This is a genomic window from Mesorhizobium sp. M6A.T.Ce.TU.016.01.1.1, from assembly GCF_003997065.1.
Classification (GTDB): Bacteria; Pseudomonadota; Alphaproteobacteria; order Rhizobiales; family Rhizobiaceae; genus Mesorhizobium; species Mesorhizobium mediterraneum.
In genome coordinates, this window is the sequence record NZ_RZTJ01000012.1 from 81,627 (window position 1) to 102,298 (window position 20,672).

General features: G+C 59.6%; 26 protein-coding genes, 1 tRNA gene and 2 pseudogenes. 16 read left to right on the forward strand and 13 right to left on the reverse strand.

What is annotated here, in order from left to right:
• Window positions 1–27 precede the first annotated feature (27 nt).
• Window positions 28–1,197, reverse strand: a complete 1,170-nt coding sequence (locus tag EOC94_RS21230; protein ID WP_127293237.1) for a hypothetical protein — start codon at window positions 1,195–1,197, stop codon at window positions 28–30.
• A gap of 148 nt (window positions 1,198–1,345) precedes the next feature.
• Window positions 1,346–1,927 (reverse strand): DUF1134 domain-containing protein, encoded by a 582-nt coding sequence (locus tag EOC94_RS21235; RefSeq protein ID WP_126105204.1) that lies wholly within the window; start codon window positions 1,925–1,927, stop codon window positions 1,346–1,348.
• A 355-nt stretch (window positions 1,928–2,282) separates the two neighbouring features.
• On the opposite strand from EOC94_RS21235, the gene EOC94_RS21240 reads away from it, so the two are divergent.
• On the forward strand, window positions 2,283–2,912 hold the full coding sequence (locus tag EOC94_RS21240) for a histidine phosphotransferase family protein (RefSeq protein ID WP_095484160.1): 630 nt from the start codon (window positions 2,283–2,285) through the stop codon (window positions 2,910–2,912).
• A 246-nt stretch (window positions 2,913–3,158) separates the two neighbouring features.
• Window positions 3,159–3,527 (forward strand): response regulator, encoded by a 369-nt coding sequence (locus EOC94_RS21245; RefSeq protein ID WP_095484254.1) that lies wholly within the window; start codon window positions 3,159–3,161, stop codon window positions 3,525–3,527.
• Window positions 3,528–3,647: 120 nt separating this feature from the next.
• Here EOC94_RS21245 and ctrA read toward each other — a convergent pair whose 3' ends face one another.
• Window positions 3,648–4,343, reverse strand: coding sequence for a cell cycle two-component system response regulator CtrA (gene ctrA / locus EOC94_RS21250; protein WP_006203583.1), 696 nt, complete (start codon window positions 4,341–4,343; stop codon window positions 3,648–3,650).
• A gap of 451 nt (window positions 4,344–4,794) precedes the next feature.
• Between ctrA and EOC94_RS21255 the strand changes: the two genes are divergently transcribed.
• Window positions 4,795–5,172, forward strand: a complete 378-nt coding sequence (locus tag EOC94_RS21255) for a flagellar export protein FliJ (RefSeq protein WP_029349790.1) — start codon at window positions 4,795–4,797, stop codon at window positions 5,170–5,172.
• A gap of 87 nt (window positions 5,173–5,259) precedes the next feature.
• On the opposite strand, the gene EOC94_RS21260 is transcribed toward EOC94_RS21255, so the two are convergent.
• Complete coding sequence (locus tag EOC94_RS21260) at window positions 5,260–5,658, reverse strand: helix-turn-helix domain-containing protein (RefSeq protein ID WP_095484159.1); 399 nt, start codon at window positions 5,656–5,658, stop codon at window positions 5,260–5,262.
• A 92-nt stretch (window positions 5,659–5,750) separates the two neighbouring features.
• Here EOC94_RS21260 and EOC94_RS21265 point away from each other — a divergent pair, with 92 nt between their 5' ends.
• Complete coding sequence (locus tag EOC94_RS21265) at window positions 5,751–6,677, forward strand: NADP-dependent oxidoreductase (protein ID WP_127293239.1); 927 nt, start codon at window positions 5,751–5,753, stop codon at window positions 6,675–6,677.
• A gap of 72 nt (window positions 6,678–6,749) precedes the next feature.
• On the opposite strand, the gene EOC94_RS21270 is transcribed toward EOC94_RS21265, so the two are convergent.
• Entirely contained in the window at window positions 6,750–7,025 is a 276-nt protein-coding gene (locus tag EOC94_RS21270) for a DUF1153 domain-containing protein (protein WP_006203587.1), read from the reverse strand.
• 85 nt (window positions 7,026–7,110) lie between these two features.
• Window positions 7,111–7,260 (reverse strand): hypothetical protein, encoded by a 150-nt coding sequence (locus EOC94_RS34145; protein ID WP_158302530.1) that lies wholly within the window; start codon window positions 7,258–7,260, stop codon window positions 7,111–7,113.
• Between the two features lie 36 nt (window positions 7,261–7,296).
• Here EOC94_RS34145 and mnmA point away from each other — a divergent pair, with 36 nt between their 5' ends.
• Window positions 7,297–8,487 (forward strand): tRNA 2-thiouridine(34) synthase MnmA, encoded by a 1,191-nt coding sequence (gene mnmA / locus EOC94_RS21275; protein ID WP_127293241.1) that lies wholly within the window; start codon window positions 7,297–7,299, stop codon window positions 8,485–8,487.
• A 15-nt stretch (window positions 8,488–8,502) separates the two neighbouring features.
• Here mnmA and EOC94_RS21280 read toward each other — a convergent pair whose 3' ends face one another.
• Window positions 8,503–9,510, reverse strand: a complete 1,008-nt coding sequence (locus tag EOC94_RS21280) for a Gfo/Idh/MocA family oxidoreductase (protein ID WP_127203791.1) — start codon at window positions 9,508–9,510, stop codon at window positions 8,503–8,505.
• Between the two features lie 342 nt (window positions 9,511–9,852).
• On the opposite strand from EOC94_RS21280, the gene EOC94_RS21285 reads away from it, so the two are divergent.
• The 4 genes from EOC94_RS21285 (at window position 9,853) to EOC94_RS21300 (ending at window position 11,843) form a co-directional block, all read left to right on the forward strand.
• Window positions 9,853–9,929, forward strand: a tRNA-Met gene (locus EOC94_RS21285).
• Window positions 9,930–10,656: 727 nt separating this feature from the next.
• Complete coding sequence (locus EOC94_RS35090; RefSeq protein ID WP_281032975.1) at window positions 10,657–10,791, forward strand: hypothetical protein; 135 nt, start codon at window positions 10,657–10,659, stop codon at window positions 10,789–10,791.
• 31 nt (window positions 10,792–10,822) lie between these two features.
• Entirely contained in the window at window positions 10,823–11,401 is a 579-nt protein-coding gene (locus tag EOC94_RS21295; RefSeq protein ID WP_127293245.1) for a hypothetical protein, read from the forward strand.
• 82 nt (window positions 11,402–11,483) lie between these two features.
• Window positions 11,484–11,843, forward strand: a complete 360-nt coding sequence (locus tag EOC94_RS21300; RefSeq protein ID WP_127293247.1) for a hypothetical protein — start codon at window positions 11,484–11,486, stop codon at window positions 11,841–11,843.
• Window positions 11,844–11,884: 41 nt separating this feature from the next.
• On the opposite strand, the gene EOC94_RS21305 is transcribed toward EOC94_RS21300, so the two are convergent.
• Both EOC94_RS21305 and EOC94_RS21310 read right to left on the reverse strand, forming a co-directional pair.
• Complete coding sequence (locus tag EOC94_RS21305) at window positions 11,885–12,259, reverse strand: hypothetical protein (protein ID WP_127293249.1); 375 nt, start codon at window positions 12,257–12,259, stop codon at window positions 11,885–11,887.
• 26 nt (window positions 12,260–12,285) lie between these two features.
• Window positions 12,286–12,492: a hypothetical protein gene (locus tag EOC94_RS21310; protein WP_127293251.1), complete on the reverse strand. Its 207-nt coding sequence runs from the start codon at window positions 12,490–12,492 to the stop codon at window positions 12,286–12,288.
• Window positions 12,493–12,790: 298 nt separating this feature from the next.
• Between EOC94_RS21310 and EOC94_RS21315 the strand changes: the two genes are divergently transcribed.
• Window positions 12,791–13,003, forward strand: coding sequence for a hypothetical protein (locus EOC94_RS21315; protein WP_127293253.1), 213 nt, complete (start codon window positions 12,791–12,793; stop codon window positions 13,001–13,003).
• Between the two features lie 42 nt (window positions 13,004–13,045).
• Window positions 13,046–13,561, forward strand: a complete 516-nt coding sequence (locus tag EOC94_RS21320; protein ID WP_127293255.1) for a hypothetical protein — start codon at window positions 13,046–13,048, stop codon at window positions 13,559–13,561.
• Window positions 13,562–13,674: 113 nt separating this feature from the next.
• Here EOC94_RS21320 and EOC94_RS21325 read toward each other — a convergent pair whose 3' ends face one another.
• The 3 genes and pseudogenes from EOC94_RS21325 to EOC94_RS21340 all read right to left on the reverse strand — a co-directional run bounded on the left by EOC94_RS21325 (window position 13,675) and on the right by EOC94_RS21340 (window position 15,601).
• The gene (locus tag EOC94_RS21325; RefSeq protein ID WP_127293257.1) at window positions 13,675–14,265 is read right to left on the reverse strand and encodes a hypothetical protein; all 591 of its coding nucleotides are present in this window, start codon (window positions 14,263–14,265) and stop codon (window positions 13,675–13,677) included.
• Window positions 14,266–14,381: 116 nt separating this feature from the next.
• Window positions 14,382–14,624: pseudogene (locus EOC94_RS21330) on the reverse strand (helix-turn-helix domain-containing protein); the annotation flags it as partial.
• A 326-nt stretch (window positions 14,625–14,950) separates the two neighbouring features.
• Entirely contained in the window at window positions 14,951–15,601 is a 651-nt protein-coding gene (locus EOC94_RS21340) for a hydrolase (protein ID WP_127293259.1), read from the reverse strand.
• A gap of 153 nt (window positions 15,602–15,754) precedes the next feature.
• Between EOC94_RS21340 and EOC94_RS21345 the strand changes: the two genes are divergently transcribed.
• The 4 genes and pseudogenes from EOC94_RS21345 to EOC94_RS21360 all read left to right on the forward strand — a co-directional run bounded on the left by EOC94_RS21345 (window position 15,755) and on the right by EOC94_RS21360 (window position 18,592).
• Window positions 15,755–16,648, forward strand: a complete 894-nt coding sequence (locus EOC94_RS21345; RefSeq protein ID WP_127293261.1) for a LysR family transcriptional regulator — start codon at window positions 15,755–15,757, stop codon at window positions 16,646–16,648.
• Window positions 16,649–16,919: 271 nt separating this feature from the next.
• The gene (locus tag EOC94_RS21350) at window positions 16,920–17,855 is read left to right on the forward strand and encodes a pirin family protein (RefSeq protein WP_095484147.1); all 936 of its coding nucleotides are present in this window, start codon (window positions 16,920–16,922) and stop codon (window positions 17,853–17,855) included.
• Between the two features lie 101 nt (window positions 17,856–17,956).
• Window positions 17,957–18,119: pseudogene (locus EOC94_RS34615) on the forward strand (DUF5996 family protein); the annotation flags it as partial.
• 122 nt (window positions 18,120–18,241) lie between these two features.
• A complete protein-coding gene (locus EOC94_RS21360; RefSeq protein ID WP_095484146.1) occupies window positions 18,242–18,592 on the forward strand; it encodes an ethanolamine utilization protein in 351 nt (116 codons plus the stop codon).
• 156 nt (window positions 18,593–18,748) lie between these two features.
• Here the strand turns inward: EOC94_RS21360 and EOC94_RS21365 are convergent, their stop codons facing one another.
• Entirely contained in the window at window positions 18,749–19,030 is a 282-nt protein-coding gene (locus EOC94_RS21365) for a hypothetical protein (RefSeq protein WP_127293263.1), read from the reverse strand.
• Between the two features lie 319 nt (window positions 19,031–19,349).
• Here EOC94_RS21365 and EOC94_RS21370 point away from each other — a divergent pair, with 319 nt between their 5' ends.
• Window positions 19,350–20,570 carry a sedoheptulose 7-phosphate cyclase gene (locus tag EOC94_RS21370; RefSeq protein ID WP_127293265.1) on the forward strand — a complete coding sequence of 407 codons (1,221 nt, stop codon included), beginning with the start codon at window positions 19,350–19,352 and terminating at the stop codon, window positions 20,568–20,570.
• Window positions 20,571–20,672: the final 102 nt, after the last annotated feature.

Sequence of the window (20,672 nt, forward strand, 5' to 3'; positions counted from 1 at the left end):
CGCAGAGGTCAGCATCACTGCCTGGGTTCAATGCGCCGACTCGGCCTTCTGCAGCGCCCGCACGCGATCGGCAAGGCTGCGTTCACCGCTTCCCGATTGCTTGGGTGCCGCAAGAACCTTTGCGATCGGCGAATCCGGCCCGTCGAGCTTCGCCGTCAGGGCGACGACCTGCGCCGCCAGGTCGCTCATCTGCTCGCGCAACGCAGCGCTGGCGCGGCGCGCATCGCTGCCGCCTTCCGATTTGGACGCCTCGAAGGCGGCAATATCCGTTTTCAGTTTCTTGTTCTCGCGGGCCAGTTCCGTCAGCCTCGCCTCCAACCGCTCCCGGTCGCTGTCGAGCTTGGCGATGGCTTTTTCGATGTCTTGGTCGCCCTTGACGGCCGCATCGACCTGACTGCCTTGCACTCCGACGAGACGCACCGCCGACGCGTTTTCCACGCTTTCGCCTTTCGACTTTTCGCGAAGCCGCGCGATTTCCTTTTCGCGGCGGTCAAGCTTGTCCTCGCGATCGGCAAGCGTGGCGAGCAGACGCTCGACCTTCTTGACCAGTTCGCCGGTCCTTTTCTTTTCGGCCTTCAACGCGTCTCGCACGGCCTTGCTCTCGGCCGCGATCTCCTGTTGGCGCCTGTCCGCTTCCTTGCGTTGGCCGCGCAGCACCGAAATGTCGTCGGCCAGCTTTTGCAGCTCGGATTCGCGCGCCACAAGTTCGATCTGACGGCTGCTGGAAGAAAAGCTGGCGTCGTCATACATGTGCTCCAGCTTTTTCAGCTCGAGCACACGCCTTTCCAGGGCATGCTCGGCTTGAGCGAGCCGATCCGACAAAAGCTGCAACTGGTCTTCGCGCTGCCGAAATTCTCTGCCCTTGGCCTCGAGTTCGGAAAGGGCCTGTTCCTTGTCCTTCCGCTCGACCGCCAGTTCCTTCAGTGCCTCGCGGCCGCGGCCGATCTCTACAAGCTGTTCGGCCGATTTCTCGCGCAGCGATTTGACGCTCATCTCGAGCCGGCGCGTCGACATGGCGAACTCGGCGCGGATGCGATCCTTCTCCGCTTGGATCTCGGCCAGTGTCAGCGGCATCGAGCCCTCGACGCGCTTGCGCGTCAGCATCACGGCCCGCCGCCAGATGGCCGGGGCAATCATCAGCGCCAGAAAGCCGGCGCAGAGAAAGCCGAGGACAAAGAACAGGACCGACTGAACCAAGGTGACTATCCGTTATGGACGGCAAACAACCGTTATGGACTGTGCCACGTTCGCATGACGGAATTCCAGTGCTGCGGCAAGGGTCTGCCGCAGCAATGTCCAGATCGTCAACCCTGGAACCAATCGAGATCGCGAGGCAACCGCTTGCTCAGAACGGATTCCAGGTGGCGCGCTGGGTAAGCTTGAGGTAGCCGAGATTGACACCAAGCCGGGCGCCGACGCCGGTACGGATCGGCACCAGCAGCACATTGTTGTTCTTCATCACGTTGAAGCCGACGCCAGCCACGATATAGGCCGAACCGGCAACGCCGCCGAAACGATTGTAGAGGCTGTTCACATCATCGAGATTATAGACCAGCATCATCACCCGCGAGCCTTCGCCGCCAAAATCCCAGCCAAGCGACGGACCCTGCCAGAACACTTTGTGATCGCCGGCATTCTTGGTGTAGAGGGTGCCTTCGCCATAGGTCAGGCCACCGATCAGCGCGCCCGAGCCCTCTTCGCCAAGCAAATAGCCATTGGGCAAGCCGTAGGAGGCGAAAATCTTCTCGACGACGGTAGCGAGCCCGCCCGATGTCGCGCCGAAGAATTTATGACCGGAATCGACGATCTCCTGAGCGGTGTACTCCTGGGCCCGCGAAGCCGAGGTTGAAAAGATGACAAGGCCCATGAGAGCGATCGCCATCGAGATGACACGGAAAAAGCTCCGGTCGTAGTATCGGGAATACATGCTTCCAATCTCCGTCAGGGAGCACCTTCGCCGACGCCTCGCATCCGTGCGGCTCTTTGGCGGCCGTTAAGGATGACTGTTATGGGCAAACTATGCCGTAATCCTTTTTCAACCATTAAGCTTTCACATGAAGATGGCGGTTAGAAGGCTGGTTCGAGCCGGTTTCGCGTCGCCCGCGCAGTATCCGCACCCTGCGTGAACACACCATTTTCGATAACGACAATTCCGGATTTGTTGCTGCACGCTCAGGCGCTGTGTATTCAGTAGGCCTTGGGAGAGAGCGTGATTCGTGTGGGCAGGCGTGATCATTGATCGCGCGGCCATTTTTAGTGAAATTTTGCAGGGACTTTCGCCGATGGCCGAGCTTTTCACCCTTTCCGCACCCGATCTCGCAGCGCTTTTGTGCAGCCGGGTCTGCCACGACATCATTTCGCCAGTCGGCGCCATAAACAACGGGCTCGAGCTGCTCGATGAAGGCGGCGCCGACGAAGACGCCATGAAGTTGATTCGCCAGAGCGCCAGAAACGCTTCGGCCCGCCTGCAATTCGCCCGCATCGCCTTCGGCGCAGCCGGCTCTGCCGGCATGATGATCGACACGGGGGACGCCGAGGCCGTTGCGATCGCCTTCCTGAAGAACGAGAAGCCGGAACTGGTCTGGAACGGCACCCGTGCGCTGCTGCCCAAGAACAAGGTCAAGCTGCTGCTCAACCTCATTCTCGTCGCCAACGCCGCCATCCCACGTGGTGGCAAGCTTACGGTCACGCTTGAAAACCTCGACACCGAACCACGCTTTGCGCTTGCCGCGAGCGGTCCGATGCTGCGCGTGCCACCCAAATTCCTGGAACTTCATTCCGGCAACAAGCCTGAGGAGCCGATCGACGCGCATTCGGTGCAGCCCTATTACACACTGCTTCTGGCGCGCGAGGCCAATATGACGATATCGATCCACGCGACCGCGGAAGAAATCGTGCTTTCGGTTGCCTGAGGCAGCCAAGCTGGCCGAAAAGAACAGATAAGTATTTTTCTAGACAATATTTACTACTCCACCACAGCCGAACGAAATGAGTCTTCCCACCTAGATCGGATGAAGCATCGACCAAGTAGTTTCTGTATAAGCCGTTCTTGCAAAAATTTTACCTAATGGCTTTTCGGCTTCTTTACCGGATTGACCTACAGTGCCCTTCAGTACCGCGACGCTGCCGGATTGCCGCATGGCAAAGAGGGCCCGGAAATGAAACGCTGCATGTTCATCGACGATTCGAGCGTCATCAGGAAGGTTGCAAAGCGCATCCTGGGTGGATCCGACATGCTGGTCATCGAAGCCGCCAGCGGATTTGATGCGGTCGAGATGTGCACTGCCGACATGCCGGACATCATCGTCATCGACGGCGCCTTGCCGGACATGCAGGCGGTGGACGTCATCCGCCGCGTGCGCGCCATGGAAAGCCCGGTTCAGCCCCAGATCCTGATTTCGCTGGTTGAGGTCGACGTCGCTTCGATCATGCGGGCAAAGCGCGCCGGCGCTCAAGGCTATCTGCTGAAGCCGTTCAATCGGCCGCAACTTCTCGAGCGCTTCCGCACCTTGACCGTTGCAGCCTGATTCGCCGAACCCCTCGCGCATGATCCCGGAAATCGGCGCTCTAATATCTGCGACATGAACGCAAAATCCGGCCGAAGCCGGATTTTTGTCGGAAAAATCGATCGGATCGGCGTTGTCGGCTCAGGCGCTGACGCGGATATCTTCCGGCTCGCGCAGCACATAGCCGCGACCCCAAACCGTCTCGATGTAATTCTGGCCGCCGGAAGCAGCGTCGAGCTTCTTGCGCAGCTTGCAGATGAAGACGTCGATGATCTTCAGCTCCGGTTCGTCCATGCCGCCGTAAAGGTGGTTGAGGAACATTTCCTTCGTCAGCGTGGTGCCCTTGCGCAGCGAGAGCAGCTCCAGCATCTGATATTCCTTGCCGGTCAGATGCACGCGCTGGCCACCGACCTCAACGGTCTTGGCATCGAGATTGACCACCAGGTCGCCAGTGGTGATCACCGACTGGGCATGGCCCTTGGAGCGCCGCACGATAGCGTGGATGCGGGCGACCAGTTCGTCCTTGTGGAACGGCTTGGTCATGTAGTCGTCTGCGCCGAAGCCGAGGCCGCGTACCTTGTCCTCGATGCCGGCCATGCCGGAGAGGATAAGGATAGGCGTCTTCACTTTCGAAAGGCGAAGTGTTCTCAAGACCTCATATCCCGACATATCGGGGAGATTGAGGTCGAGAAGGATGATGTCGTAGTCGTAGAGCTTGCCTAGATCGACACCTTCTTCACCAAGATCGGTCGTATAGACATTGAAACTTTCCGATTTCAGCATCAGCTCGATGCTTTGTGCGGTCGCACTGTCATCTTCTATCAGCAGAACACGCATTTCATTCCCCTTTTCTGCTGCCGGACCATTTCACGACCCGTCCAGGACCGGAGCAGTGATTGCCTGAGCAGAGGCTGCCATCGAATGGTTAACAAAACCTAATTCCGTGCCGTTGACGGTACCAGATTTTTTAACCCCTTTCTACACCTTGTTGAATCTAATAATGAATCACAGAACCAAACCGCTAATGCAGAACATTAAAAAGCCAGACTAAGTGACTCCAGGGACTCGTCGGCCGCGTTTCCGTATCGAGAGCCGGAATTTTTACCCGGCCTTAAGTCCTGAGCCGTATGATTAACAATGCCCGTAAACGAATGGTTACCGCCGGCAAAAAACTTTAGGAATTTGTTTCCCATAGTTCCGGTAAAGTCGGTGGAAACGGGTGAAGCCTGAGGTTTGCCAGGTGGATTGGGCGATATGTGCAGGTGTGCGTTTCCAGGAGTACCGAATCATGAAGTCACGTGAAAACCTCGTTCGGCTGAAGCAGTTTCAGGTGAACGAGAAGAGGCGGCAATTGCTGCAACTCGACATGATGATCGCTGAATTCGAGCGCATGGCTGTCGAACTGGAACTTCAGATCACTGCCGAAGAAAAGAAAGCCGGCATCACCGACATCAACCATTTTGCCTATCCGACCTTCGCCAAGGCAGCGCGCCTGCGCCGCGACAACCTCAGAAATTCGCAAAGCGACCTCGCCCAGCAGCGAAGCGTCGCCGAATCACTGCTCGGCGAAGCCGAAGCGGAGCTTTCCAAAGCGGAAATGCTCGAATCGCGCGACACCAAGATCCGCGACGCCGAGACCGGCGGCCGCAGCGCCATGATCGGCTGAAAACAGGCTTTAAGGGCCAATCAAAGCCCAGCGAACCGGGCGTTGCTCATCTGGAACGTCGCCGCTCATACCGGGCCGTCAGCAGGCTTACGCCACCAAATCCCCTTCATGTTCCGCGACCGCCCGCGCCCGGGCATCCTTGATGTCGGGAGCATGCTGCTCTGACCAGGACCTGATCTGATTGAGCAGCCCCGCCAGGTTCTGGCCGAGCTCGGTCAATTCATATTCGACCCGCGGTGGGATAACCGGAAAGATCTCGCGCCGCACCAGGCCATCGCGCTCAAGCACGCGCAGCGTGTGCGTCAGCATTTTCGGAGAAATGCCTTCGAGCTTGCGCGCCAATTCGCCGTTGCGCAGCCGGCCCCGGCGCAACGCGCAGATCACCAGATAGACCCATTTGCTGGCGAGCATTTCAAGCACGGTGTGCGAGGGGCACGTCCGCCGGAATGCGTCGTAGCCAAATGGGGATTTATCTTCGCTATCCATAAGGTGCCTATATATCGAAAAGGTACATACTAGACAAGCGGATATTACTATCCAAATGATAGTGGCACACCAACAAGCAGGAGAGCCTCCCAATGCGTGCCGTTATCCAGAATTCCGTCGGCGGACCCGAAGTCCTCGTCATGGCCGACCGTCCGGCACCGTCGCCCAACGCCGGCGAGGTGCTTATCCGCGTCGGCGCCTCCGGCATCAATCCGGTCGATGGCGCGGTTCGCGCCGGCCGCTATCCGCTGCTCGGCGAGCCGCCCTTCATCCTCGGCTGGGATGTTTCGGGAACCGTCGAGGCGCTGGGGTCTGGCGTAACCGGCCTAAAGGTCGGCGACGCCGTATTCGGAATGCCGCGCTTTCCCAAGCAGGCGGCCGCCTATGCCGAATTGGCCGCCGTCCCGGCGGACGAGATCGCGCCGAAGCCGAAAGGCATCGATCACCTCCATGCCGCGGCACTGCCGCTGGCCGGCCTGACGGCCTGGCAAGGTCTGGTTCGCCATGGCGGGCTCGAACAAGGCCAGCGCGTATTGATCCACGCGGCGGCCGGTGGCGTCGGGCATTTGGCGGTGCAGATCGCCAAGGCGCGCGGCGCTTATGTCGTCGCCACCGCGAGCCCTGAAAAGCTCGACTTCGCACGCTCGCTGGGAGCCGACGAAGTGATCGATTACACAAAGGATGATTTCGTCGACAAGGCCCATGACATCGACCTCGTCCTGGAGATGTTTGGCGGCGATCATGCGCAGCGCTCGCTGAAGGTTCTCAAGGCCGGCGGCGTGCTGGTGTCATTGCTCGATGTCAGCGACACCACAAAGGCAGAAGCCAAGGCGCAAGATATCCGCGTCGAGCGGATGTCCGTCGTGCCCGACCGCGCAGGCCTTGTAGAACTTGGCAAGCTTATCGAAGCGAAAAAGCTTGCCGCCCATGTGGCAAAGGCCTTTCCGCTCGAAGAAGCAGGCGCTGCCCATGCCTTTCTCGCCACCAGGCCGATCGGCAAGGTGGTGCTGACGGCCTGAAGCAGAGAAAACCGTTCCGGCAAAACAAAAAGGGCGCGGATTATCGCGCCTTTTGACGTCCTCGAACCAGCCTTAATGCCGATATTGCTGGATGCGCGTCGTGCGCAGCCCGGCAAGGCCATATTCGTCGATCGACGCCTGCCAGGACAGGAATTCCTCGGTGGTCAGCTTGTAGCGCTGGCACGCCTCTTCGAGGCTCAAAAGCCCGCCGCGCACAGCCGCCACCACTTCCGCCTTGCGTCGGATAACCCAGCGGCGTGTGTTCGTCGGCGGCAGATCGGCAATCGTAAGAGGGCTGCCGTCAGGCCCGATAACATATTTGACTCGCGGTCTAACAAGATCGGTCATCGTACTCTCTACTAAAAACTCAAAGACCCAATCCCCACCACATTACCGCCACAGCTTTAAAAATTGCCTAAGCAGACCCTAATAGCTAGGTAAGGATCATGAACGCCGCGTTAGTCTTTTCGTCGGCATTTGAGATATCTGCCGGCAAGCGCCGCATCCGTTCAAAAAAATCGGCCAGTTCGCGAAGCTGGCGTACCTGGAAAGCTTGACCTATATTCCGGCCATTGGCATTCAAGCGCCGTCGTCCAGGCGCATGCAGAACGAAAGAACCATGAACAGCCTCGACCTTCCCCGACGTCCCGAAGATACCCGCATCGTTGTCGCCATGTCGGGCGGAGTCGATTCGTCGGTCGTTGCCGGCCTTTTGAAGCGCGAAGGCTATGATGTCGTCGGCGTAACGCTACAACTCTACGACCATGGCGCGGCAACGCACCGGGCCGGCTCGTGCTGCGCCGGCCAGGACATCGACGATGCCCGTCGCGTCTCCGAGACGCTCGGCATTCCGCATTATGTGCTCAATTACGAGGAGCGCTTCCGCAAGGCGGTGATCGACCCCTTCGCCGAGAGCTATGTGGCCGGCGAAACGCCGATCCCTTGCGTTTCCTGCAACCAGACGGTGAAGTTCGCCGACCTTCTGACGACCGCCAAGGAGCTTGGCGCCGACGCGCTGGCCACCGGCCATTACATTCGCTCCGGCGCCAATGGCGCCCATCGCGCACTGTACCGGCCGGTCGACGCGGACCGCGACCAGAGCTATTTCCTGTTCGCCACCACACAGGCGCAGATCGATTATCTGCGCTTTCCGCTCGGCGGCCTGTCGAAGCCGCAGGTTCGCGCTATCGCCGAGGAAATGGGACTGACCGTCGCCGCCAAGCAGGACAGCCAGGACATCTGCTTCGTGCCGCAGGGCAAATATTCAGACATCATCGCCAAGCTGAAGCCGACTGCTGCCAATCCGGGCGATATCGTCCATATCGACGGCCGCGTGCTCGGCCGCCATGAAGGCATTTTGCGCTACACGATCGGTCAGCGCCGCGGCATCGGCATCGCCTCGGGCGAGCCGCTCTACGTCGTCCATCTCGACGCCGACCGGGCCCGCGTCGTCGTTGGCCCGCGCGAGGCGCTGGAGACGCACAAGATCTATTTGCGCGACATGAACTGGCTGGGCGACGCTGCGCTGTCCGACATCCAGGCGGCCGGGCTGGAGCTTTTCGCCAAGGTCCGCTCGACACGCCCGCCGCGCCCGGCGGTGCTGCATCACAGCGCCGGCGTCACTACGGTGGAGCTGGTCGACGGTGAGTCCGGCATCGCGCCCGGCCAGGCCTGCGTGCTCTATTCCGACGACGGCAACGAGGCTCGCGTGTTCGGCGGCGGCTTCATCGAGCGTTCCGAGCGTGGCGCCGAGGCCGAGGCGATGCTGACGCGGCTGGCGGCCCGGCCGGCGCAGGTTCCCGCCGAATAGACGATGATTCCGATTCTATCGGGATGGATCAGGCTCTAATACAGCGGCGCTTTTCTCTCGGGAAGACGATCCGGTGTGGGTAATCGTGCCAGCAGTCAGGATGCGCAGCACCCTGATGGCTTCCTCGCCGCCGGTGCGCGGTTCTGCCCGCGTCTCGATGCACTGGATGAAATGCTCGAGCTCTCGCGTCAGCGGCATGCCCTCGCCCACCGCCACGTAGGACGGCTCGTTGGTGGTGAAGGCCCATTGGCCGCTGTCTTGCCACACCGCGTGGCGGTAGACGGCGAGCTTGCGCTCCCACGGCTCGACATCGTCGAACACCGCCATCGCCTTGGTGCCGACCACGGTCAGCCGGCGCTCGCGGTAAGGGTTGAGCCGTGACGCGAAGAGGTGGCTGCGCAGGCCGTTGGGAAAGCGCATATGCAGATGCGCGAAATCACTGAGATTGTCGAGGAGCGCTGCCCCTTCGCCGCGCACCTCGATCGGCTCCGTGCCCGTGATGGCGAGAATCATCGACAGATCGTGCGGCGCCAGGTCCCACAGCGCGTCGTTCTCGGTGTGGAACTTGCCGAGCCCGAGCCGGTGCGAATGTATATAGCGGACCTCGCCGAGCTCGCCATTGTCGATCAGCGCCTTCAACGTCTCGAAGGCTGGATGAAAGCGCAGCACATGGCCGACCATGAAGACGCGGCCATTGTCGGCCGCCGCCTTTACCGAACGCTCGGCATCCGTCACCGTCAGCGCGATTGGCTTTTCCACCAGCACGTCCTTGCCGCCCTGGACGGCGCGCACCGCCATATCGGCGTGGAACTGCGGCGGCAGCGCCATGACGATGGCGTCGATGTCTTTTCGAGCAAACAGCGCCTCCGGCTCGATCGCCAGGCAATCCTGTTCACTGGCGAAGCCTTCAGCGCGGGCTGGGTTGACGTCCGAGACCGCGTGAAGCGCGCCGAGCGCCTTGAGGGTGCGGATGTGGTTGCTGCCCCAGTATCCGCAACCGAGGACTGCAATGCGCGGTTTCATCAATTCCAACTCTAGAATTTCGTGGCCGAGACATAGCGGCGCACTCCGCCGAACTCAACCCCGGCATTTCAGCTCAAATTCCTGCCCGGTAGAGCTTTTCGGCCATTGGAGCGACGCACGTCCGCTTGGACGCACAAAGTTCTCACCTCATGACTTTGACCCTTCGCACCGTGCTTTCCGAAATCGATTCCGATATCCGGCCCGAAGCGATAGAATATGCCAATATGCCGGCTGCATCGATGCTTGACAGGCTTGGCCTCCCAACCTTATATCCGCCCGACCTTGGCGAACGCTTCGACATGCCTTCTGATTTAAGGCGGATTTCGGGCCTTTCGCCGCCCTGGCGGGGTAGCTCAGTTGGTTAGAGCACGGGAATCATAATCCTGGGGTCGGGGGTTCAAGTCCCTCTCCCGCTACCAAAATTCTCTCAATAAAATCAGCGTCTTAGGCGCGACTGAGGGTAGCTAAACCGCTATCTTCATGTCGCGCCATGTTGCAAACCACTACCGTTGATTTCCAAGGGTTTCCTGCGACTATCGGCAGGTCCACGCGACATGGATGCGACATGGAAGAGCCGATATTAAAACCCTGCCCCTTCTGCGGCGGCGACGCTGTGATTTCCCGCAATGTTAGCCCTCCGGGAAATCGATATGTATGGAATGTGGCACGCATTTCTTGCTCTCTTTGCAGTGTGATGCAGTGCGACGAAGTTGAGCCCGCAATAGCAATCCGCGATTGGAATCGTCGAGTTCCGATGGACGAATAAAAAGCCCGCCACCAAGGGCGATCGAAAGGCTGGAAAATGAGGGCGGGATCGTCGGTGAGGATGATGTGTAAAGGGCGATCGACCATCCCGCTGTCCGCGATATTGCTTGCGGCCGCAATCCTGACGGGCTGCGGTGACTCACCACAAGAGGCAGCCGGCTCGGCATATCGGATCGTTGACGCGGTGAGCGCTGATGCATCGTGCGATGCTGGCGAACTCCTGCTGAGCGCATACTGCTTCTCTGATGCCGGCCGAAGCATCTCAGCGAGTGGTCCGGCACTCCAACCAGATGCAAACGGCAGGATTGTAGCAACATGCCTCACGGGCGGCCGCCATCTGCGTCTGTTCTGCATCAAACAGCCGTGACATGGACGCCAGCAATGATGACTAAGGGGCGAATCGAGTTCATCGCCGAGAACGGTGGCGGAGCCGGGGTGAGGCTTAAGAAGGTGTCAGCGCCGGGCGCTCAGTTGCGCGACGGCGAGGCTGGCATCATCGAAAACAACGAGATGTAGGACGATCTACCAATTTTGGGTGACAACTCCGATGGTTTCTCAGCCTGCATATCTGACCAATCTCAAAAAGTACGCGAAACTCCGCTTCCGCGGCGACGAGGAAGAAGACGCGAGGATAGCCGTCCGCGACCTCGACAATGAAAGCGACAGAGGAGCAATCATTCTGGCCGCAACAAATGTCGAAGACATGCTCGAATTGAAAATTCTGGAGAGACTACCGACGCTCCAGGCTGACGAGCCGGCGCGCAAATTTGTGTTTGAACAAGACGGCCCGATATCGACGTTCTCACGCAAAATATTGATGGCATATGCAATGGGCATTGTTGATAAGCCCTACCGCAAGCTGATCGATCTTGTTCGCGAAAGCCGTAACGCTTGCGCGCATTCTCGACAGCCAATTTCCTTGCAAGTTCCGGAGTTGCAGGATGCGTGCAAGGTCGTCATTTCGGACATATGGCCCGATATTAAGGATCACAATCCCAAAACGATCAGAATGGCATTCGTTATGAAATGCACATTCATTCAGCACTACATACTTCACGGTGAGAAGCTGGAAGGCAGGGATGCGCATCTCGCGCACTGGGAAAAGCTCAAGCGTGGCGAAGCATAGCTGCGAAAAACCGCGACATGGTAGCATGACGGCTTGCGTGCGCCTGCCAGTTGCGTCACGCTCAACTACTGGGGGAATGACGATGCGAAATGGCGCCGGCCTCCTACTGGCAATTACCAGTGCGTTGGCGATCATCTCGCCTAGCCGTGCTGAAACCTTGGTCGAATACTGCGACGCCGCACGCGAGATCGCCCGAACTATAATGGATCAGCGCCTCCACCCAAAGGAGATGATGACCAATATGTTTGCCGCGGCGAAAATGTCAGAGGTTATCGACAACTCCACGGAAGGAATCCGTGCCGAGCATAAGTCTCTTGCCCAGCATATATTGGGCTTGGCGTACTTCGAACCATTCAGGGACGGGGAACAGGATAAGCAAATTGCGATTTCTTTGTTCGAAGTGCAGATCGGGATTGATTGTCTACGCTCGAACTTGCAGTGACGCCTGGAAGCCACCAGCGCGCGTTCGTGCTGACCGCTGTCTTACATCGCCGAAGCGCCTCGCGCGTCCTGGCGCCTCTTGCTGGCCTGAATTAGCCGCTCCATTGCCCGCGCCTGCGCTCCAGCGCGGAACCTTTCTATCGCGGCCTGCTGTTCCTGCTCTCGCGCCAGCCTGTAGACCTCGGGCAAAGGCCGCCAGTCGGCCGGCTTCAGCTTCATGCACCATTGGGCCCGGCGAAAGCCCCAATGCTCGATTCCGACGAGATCCGAGCCGTCGAACCAGCATGAAACGTTCAGCTTGGCGAAGTGCAAGACCCTTGCCGTCCACCAGATTCTCTCAATATCGAGCTCGCCGGTGCCTTCCTTCCATGGGGTGAAACCGCGGCCGGGCCGCTCGGTTAGATCGCTGTCGCGCAAGATGGGCCTCTCGCGTTCACTTTCGGCTAATCGTCGCCAAGGTATTCCACCACGATGCCGAAATCTGGTGTCCCGTGGACATAATGCCATTTGATTCGCCAAAGGCCAGTATTTTCCATACTCTCGAGAGCGTGGACCAAGCCGCTGCCGGTTCGGAATTTCTTTGTCACCAGGTCGTTGACCGCTCGGATCCCGCCTGATCGATTCGCCTTCACATGCTCGTCGTCAGCCATGGCCAACCCTCCCGCTTTGGACTGGAAGCTAAGCCATTTAGCGGTGGATTCACATAGGACGCGCTTCCAGATGATGACCTCTTGACTGTCCGAGCAGGTTAGATGATTCTTGCTGCGTGCCTTGAGAGAAGCGGCCCTAGGCACCATGGTTCAAGCCGCGTGATAGCCGACGATGGGGGAGCCCTTACGTCGTAGACAACGAGCAGCACGGCTGCCCAGCACAACTCTTCTTAAACATCAACAGGCTCGAGGTCCCGCTCACGCGCGTCCGCAGCCCCAATGGTATTGGAAAGAGGCTATGCCCAAATTTGTTGAATATCAGGATGGCGACGTTGCGGTGACTTCACGCAAGCCGCTGCGAGGCACATTGGAGTTGATCACAGACGACGACGATACGGTCGAGCTTTTGCTCGATCGCGTGAACACTGAGTGGCTGATGGGCGCGCTTTGCGAATTCCTAGTGCAAGGCGAAGGCGACGACATGCCGAAAATATCAATTGGCCGACGGTGACCCGGCTTGCCCTAGCGAGCTAATGGCGGCATCCTCCTTACGATGGGGGATGCCGCTCCGAAAAAGCCGAAGGTTGTCTATGGCGTCGGCGTGACGCCATTCGGCATGTACGTGATGGCTCAAAACTATCGGGCGACAGCTGATGCGCTTGAGAACGTGGTCGTTCTCCCGCACTTGACGGATCACCCGCGGCGCTTTCTGTACTACCAGGCTCTCGAACATTTCCTCCGGGCATTCCTGCGCCTGAACAGCCAGGACCTGGAGAAGATCCAAGATTTCCGACACAACTGGGGTGAGATGCTGGACTGCTGCAAAAGCTACGGCCTGCGGTTGTCCGTCAAAGCCGAAGAGTTCATCCGATCAAGCGCGCTCAACAATGACCTCGTCCGGATTCGGTATGAGCTCGTGATCGAAGAGGATGTAACGAAAGGCCGCAAGCCGCGCTCGACCCTGCCCCTTCAAAAGACCATCTACGCGCTCGAACTGGCAGTCGGCGAAGCGATCGAGGCAACAGGCAGAGAAGTGTTCAAGCGGCCAAGACCGGCGATCTGGTCATGATGGCCGGACACTAGGGTCCGAAGCTGATCGCCCCACCGACAAAGGTCTTCGAGGTCGAGAGCGTGAAGGTGAAATCGTCCGTCGATGTTGCGATCCAAGAAATTCGATCGGCGTCATGTGTCGACCTCCTCGCCGCGTGCGACGGCGGCGCCGTTGCGTGGTCCAGGCGGAGGGAGGCCGATCTCGCGGTACAGCTCGTCGAGGTCAGTGCTGGGGATGCAGCGCGGCCGGTATTTGTCCAACAAGCGGTTGACGCCGACGCATTCGGCCTCCGTTCTGTATAGCAACGCCGACCACGACGGCCGGCCGAACTTGGCTTCCAATCCGTCGTGGAAGCTCTTGTCGCCCCAATGAAGATGCCGCCGCCAGGCCTCGTCAGCATCATTGATGGTCAAGGCTGCCGCCACCTGGATCGGCACTGCGGCGTCGACCTTGGCGGCACCGCGGAACAGTTCGACAGTGATCCGGCGCAATTCGGCGGTCGCCACATTGAGTGCTCGCGTTGCTGCCATTTTCGAGCCATTTTCGGCCGACTTTTCGGCTTCCCGCAAATAGGTCAAGCGGGCTTCCATGCGCACGACTTCGGCGATCAAACCTGCCCTTGCGAGAGCGTCAACACCGCGATCTGTAAGGCGTTGCGCTAGGATCTTGAACGCCTTGCGCTCTTGCCTATTGAGGTCAACGGGTGGTGCCGGCATGGTCATGTAAAATTTCCCCTGAAAATTCGAGAAATCTGCGCATGACCCCGAAGCGGTTCCAGGGGCATTTTCCAAACTCGAAAGTTGACCTCCCCCCGGAGGGGGCTGGCGACGGCCGCCTGCTTCTTGGTTGCCACGATCGTCCGCTCGATCTGATTGGGCAACTGGTTGGCGTAGCGCACCGGCCGCCGCGAGCGGTCGGTGAGCGCCTCCAGGCCATCATCCTTGTAGCGGTTGAAGATCTTGTAACCGGTCTTGCGCGAAATCCCGAATTCCCGGCACACATCGCTCATGCCTTCGCCGTCCAGAAGACGGGCCACGAAGCGTAGACGTTCCTCCATCACCGAACACTCTCTCCACGGCATCAACACCTCCGGCCGAAAGCCAAAAGTGTTACCCATGTGTCCGGTACAAAACGTCACCTATGTCCCAGGTCGGGCAAATAAGATCAATCGGTTATGCAAGCAGCCGCTACCATCGACCACTTGCCGGTCGTCAACATCCGTCCGCGCCTCGCAAGCTCTGGTGGCTTGCGGAGCAGTCGGACGACGTGCCAGGCTCCGGGCGCATAGCCGCCGAGAACCACGAGCTTCACGACCACGTAGGTTGAAGCCAGAAGGGCGAGGATGGCGAGGCCGGCAAAACGGATCGATCCCGACCCTCACCGAAGTGCTCGCCATCCCGGCCGGGATCAGCCTTCGCTCGGCACTGGCGTGTTGAGGAGCTGCTGCTCCCAAAGATACGCGATGCCGCTGCCGCCGAAGTGCTGGATGAGAATCTCGGTCAGCTCCTCGACATGCTCGGTGCGCGCCCAATCGCGTTGCCATTCGCCAGCGAGCGCCATCACGGTCATCACGTTCGCGCCGGCCGCGATCATTCGCTGGATGGCAACTTCGTGAGACTCCGTCGAAATCCCGCCCGACGCGTCGGTGATCACGGTCACGTCCCAGCCTTCGCCGGCGGCCTGGATCACAGGCATTGCGACGCAGACCTCGGTCCACAGGCCGGCGATGATCAGCTGCTTGCGGCCGGTCGCCTTGACGACGTTCACCACATTCTCGTCCTGCCAGGTGTTCACCCAGGTGCGATCGATGACTTCCTGGTCCGGAAATACGTCGGTGATCTGCTTAAAGAGAAGTCCACCGCGCGCCGCGATCACGCTGGTGAGAATGGTCGGAACATTGAAGGCTTTTGCTAGCTTCGCCAGCGCGGTCGTGTTGTTGACCACCATGTGCGGATCGTGGCTGTTCAGGCTTGCGAGCTGATAGGGCTGGTGGTCGATCAGAACGAGGACCGAGTCTTCAGGACGAAGAAGCGAATCGAGGCCGTTACGAGGGGTCATCAGGACTTCCTTTCTCTGCCGCTATGGACGGCGATGGGTTTACGGGAGACATGCGCCAGCGGGCGACGTTGCCTGACGCAATTTGCTGTTCCTTTTGGTGATGCGGTAGTGCCATAGTCAGGCAAGCTGTGTCGCGAAACGAGGAACGCCGAATTGGACATCGAAGATCTACAGACGTTCGTCGCAGTGGCCGATGCAGGGGGCGTATCGGCCGCCGCGCGCCGGCTCGGCGTCTCCAAGTCAATCGTCAGTCGGCGGCTCTTTCGGGTTGAAGCGGAGCTTGGCGTCCAGCTTCTTGCACGAACGACCCGCGGCGCCGCGCTCACGGAAGCGGGAATCACGTTCAGAGACCATGCGGCCCGAGCCAGCGCCGAGATCGATACGGCCAGGGAAACGATCCTGCCCAGCGGTGAGTTGCGCGGCCGCCTGAGGGTTGCCATGCCGCTTTCTTTCGGCCCGACCCACTTCGCCCCCGTGCTTGCGGAAATGGCGCAACACCACCCGCAGCTCCACATCCATACCTCCTACAGCGATCGCTTCGTCGATCTGATCGCCGAAGGTTTCGATTGCGCGATCCGGGTCGGTTACCTTCAGGACTCCAACCTGATCGCCAGACGTGTCGGGCCGATCTATGGAAAGCTTGTCGCAAGCCCGGATTACATCAAAGCGCACGGTTCACCTGAGACGGTAGAGCAGCTCGTCAACCACCAGGCCCTCATGCAAGGAACGGAAGCCTGGCAGTTCATGGATGGCGACAAGATCGTCACGGTTCAGCCGCAGGGCAGGTTCAAGGCTGACAACGCCACGGCGCTCGCCGCCGCCGCGGCGGCAGGGCTCGGCATCGCTTGGCTCCCTGATTGCATCACGTATGACCATGTGACCTCCGGAGCGCTCGTTCCGATTATGACACGCTATCCCCCACCTTCGGCAGGCGCGTATGTCGTCCGACCGCCGGGTAAGCACCCCACACGGAAAGTCCGGGTCCTCACCGAGATGCTGATCGAGTACTTCGCACGAAATCCGGACGTTTGGGGTCTCGACCGTTAAAACACGAACGGGGCGAAGCCTTATTAAAGAATCGCGTTCGACGGTCGCTCTACTGCGAGCCGCTGAGCTCGACGACATTGCCCGCACGTTCCACTTACTGCGACACAGCTTGACGTATCACAGGACTAGTTGGGCAGACGATCGCTCGCCAGTTTAGGCATTCGTCGGGCCGAAAGCGCTGTTCCCGCTCGCGCGGTCCGGATTAATCGAAATCGGGCATTCGCATCGGCATGGGCGAGGCCCCCCGGAAACCCAAGAGAGGATGAGGCGCATGAGTTGGAACCCGGCAATCGAACCGGGCTGTCCCGATGAGGTTGGCCTCGACGCGATCGAAACGCTCATCGTCCCGCGCGCTCGAGACCTGGGCGGCTTCGAGGTTCGGCGCGCCCTGCCCGCACCCAAGCGGCAGATGGTCGGACCGTTCATCTTCTTCGATCAGGCCGGCCCGGCCGAGCTGCTGACCGGGCAAGGCGTAGATGTCCGACCGCACCCGCATACCGGTCTCGGCACCGTTACGTACCTCTTTCGCGGCGACTTCCATCACCGGGACAGCACCGGGGCAGACCAGATCATCCGTCCCGGCGAATTGAACTGGATGGTCGCCGGGCGCGGCGTGACCCATTCGGAGCGCACTTCCTCGGCCGCCCGGAGCGGTCCGAACAGCCTGTTCGGAATACAGACCTGGGTTGCGCTGCCCGACCGCCACGAGGACATGGCGCCCATGTTCGAGCATTATGGCCAGGAGGCGCTCCCGGTGATCGAGGATCGCGGCGTCTCGGTCCGGCTGATCCTCGGGGAGGCCTATGGTGAGAAGGCCCCCGCGACAATGTACTCGGAGACGTTCTATGCCGACGTGGCGCTCGAAGCAGGAAGCCGATTGCCGATGCCGCACGATCACGAGGACCGGGGCATCTATATCGTCGAAGGCTCGATCTCCATCGCCGGGCAGGAATACGAGGCATCTCAGATGATGGTCTTCCGCCCCGGCGACAGGATCACGGTCGCGGCCGGCGACAGAGGCGCGCGGCTGATGATCCTCGGCGGCTCGACCCTTTCGGGTCCCCGCTACATCTGGTGGAATTTCGTCGCCTCATCCAGGGAGCGCATCGAAGAGGCCAAGGCCGAATGGCGCGCTGAGGACTGGGGCAAGGGACGTTTCGATCTTCCCGCCAATGACCGGGATGAGCACACTCCACTTCCGGACTGACCGGTGTGCGGACAAGTCGATCGCCCATATGCGACCGGGGCGATCGCAGAAGACACGAACGACGTCGCGTGCCGGCTGAATGCTGGATGGAGACAGGGAAAATGAGCAACAAGTGGCCCCTCCTCGACTGCCTCAGTTGGCGCGAGACGTGTTCTGCCTGCATCTATACTTGCAGATCGCCGGCAAGTATCGGCTGACTCATACCCGTGGCTCAACTATTCCTGGAATGCGACCTTCTATGTCACGCCTAGTGGCCTGACATCACGGGTCACAGTCGATCCTGGTGGATGGCGGCGTGACAATCCCAAGGCCGCGCTGAGGACGTCGCGTTGACACGCAGGAGTTCAAGTTAGCCACTCAACCACACCGCTAGAGGAGCAATTCCCATGAAGGTTCGCAAGTTCACCATCACCGACGCAGTGCTGGAGCGTTCCCCGGGACAGGACGGAGACGTGTTTGTGGGCAATCTGGTCGACCAGCGCCATGCCTCCCCGATCACCATCGGGTACGGGCGCTATGGACCGGACCAGACACTTGAGGAGACAATGGCCGTCGATGATGTGATGGTCGTCCTCGAGGGGCGGCTTTCGGTGTCCGGAAAGTCAGGCAGCGTCACCGCAGGGCCGGGCGAGATCGTCCATATGCCCAAAGGGCAGAAGGTGACGATCCGCTCGCACGAGCAAGGCGCGCTCACCGCCTATGTCACCTATCCCCACTGGCGGGAGGCACGCCAGTAAGTCCTCCCCGCAACGCCGCAGGCTCGACGTCCACGCGGATCATGCTCAACCGAGTAGGCGTTGAGGTCTTGCCTGTGCAGATCTGGCGCGTGGCCTCTCCACTTTGTCCCAGCGACGCCTCGCGCCCGCAGGCTCAAAGCTGTGCAAATCCGCCGTTCACGAACACCTCGCGCCCGTCTGGAAGCTGCTGTCGTTGCTCGCGATTTGCAGCCCACATGCCATGCCGACACAGCCGGCAACCCAGTCCCAAGCATCCCGATAGCGCCCGATCGTTTGCAAGCCTTGAAGAACTTCGATCGCAGCGGCGGTCAGAATGAGGAGCACGGTCAGCTTTGCCCTGTGATCCGGCCAAGCAAAATATCCGATGGTCGCCAGCACGACAAACGCAGCCGCGTGATTGAGTTTGTCATGACCAAGGGTGATGGCGATGCCAAACATCTGCAAAAACCACCCAGGCGAAAGGGTTAGCAGGAGAATGCCAGCCAGCGCGGCCAGAAAAGCAGTCCTTGCTGTGACGATATGTGATCTTACATGCGACAAAGGTTTTGTCAGTCTTTCATTAAAAAGCGCAGGCTCTCAGGCTCACGGCCGTGCTTGCTAGTTGTAAGTTCACTTCCCAACGACCTGGCGCATCGGTCGAACGGATGAAGCCTAATAAATTCCTACACAGTATACGGGTAGAGAATGCGGAACGACTTTTGATGGGTTGCTCTCAAGCATGCCGGTGAGTTGTTCTGCCCGAACATCGGGCTCGATCATGTGGATACCCAGCCAAGAGCAGCTTTCCCTCCGGTCTTCCAGTGACCACACCTTCAATGTCACCCTGTTTGAGGGTCTGCACTCGTCGGATTTCTGCGGGTGGATCGAGGCCCATGCTCGTAATCGGACTGTGCTGGCGGTCACCACTCCTACTGTCGAGAGGCTCTATGGAAACGAAATCCGTGCAGCCTTCGCAAGTGTCGGTTTGAAGCCGTCCTGGCTCGTGTTGAACTGCACCGAGCGGACGAAGACCATGAAATCCGTGTTGACCGTTTGTCGCGCAGCCTCAGACGCCGAGATCGATCGCCGGGGTGCGTTGGTGGCAATCGGGGGTGGCGTCTGCTCAGATATCGTTACGCTGGCGGCTTCGATGCTACGCCGGAGTTTGTCTCACCTTCGCATCCCCACCACCTTGATTGGGCAGGTGGATGCCGGAATCGGACTGAAGGGTGGCGTCAATTTCGGAGAAGGCAAGAACTACCTTGGTTGTTTCCACCCACCGGAAGCTGTCGCGGTGATCCCGTCATTACTCAAGACCCTGGGCGTCGATACGGTCAGGCAGGGGGTGGCCGAGATGATCAAGGTCGCCTGCACCTCCGACACAGATCTCTTCCGGATGATCGAAGAGATTCGCGGAGGTGGGCTGCAGTCCTGGGTCCGAAACGGCGACTCGTTGGCTCACGAGCCCATCCAGCGCGCCATCGCCGCCATGCTGGGAGAGCTTTCGAAGAACCCCTTCGAGATTACATCCTACGAGAGGGCGGTAGATCTGGGTCACACGATCGCCCATCCGCTTGAAGCTTCGACCCATTACGAGCTCCACCACGGCTTTGCCGTCGCGATCGACCTCGCTTTTTCCAGTGTTCTCGGTTGGCACCTCGGTTGGCTCAGGGAGCAAACGGCCCTGCGCATAGTGGATCTGTTGGTGGCAGTTGGCTTGCCGATCTGGCACGAGCATCTGAACGAAGACTTGGTTTCGAGGTCGTTCCGGGCCGCCGCCAAGCATCGAGGTGGCAATATAAATATGGTGGTGCCGACCGACCTTGGCCGCTATCGCTTCCTCAAGCGGGAAGATCAGTGTCCGCCGGGATTGATACCCGAGGTTCTCAGCTATTTGCGCGCTCGGAGCTGGCAGGAAGCTGTTTCCAATAGCGGTTCGGCTCAATATGGGGTGGAACTTCCTGTTGGGGGAAATCCTGCCAGGATTGGCCTGCAATGAGCGTAGGGCCTTTCCTTTCAAGGCCAAGTCCGGACCGAATTTCAGTTCATGCTGAGGCGCTTGCCGGCGAACTGCTGGCGCTGCCGATTCGGCCGTGCATGC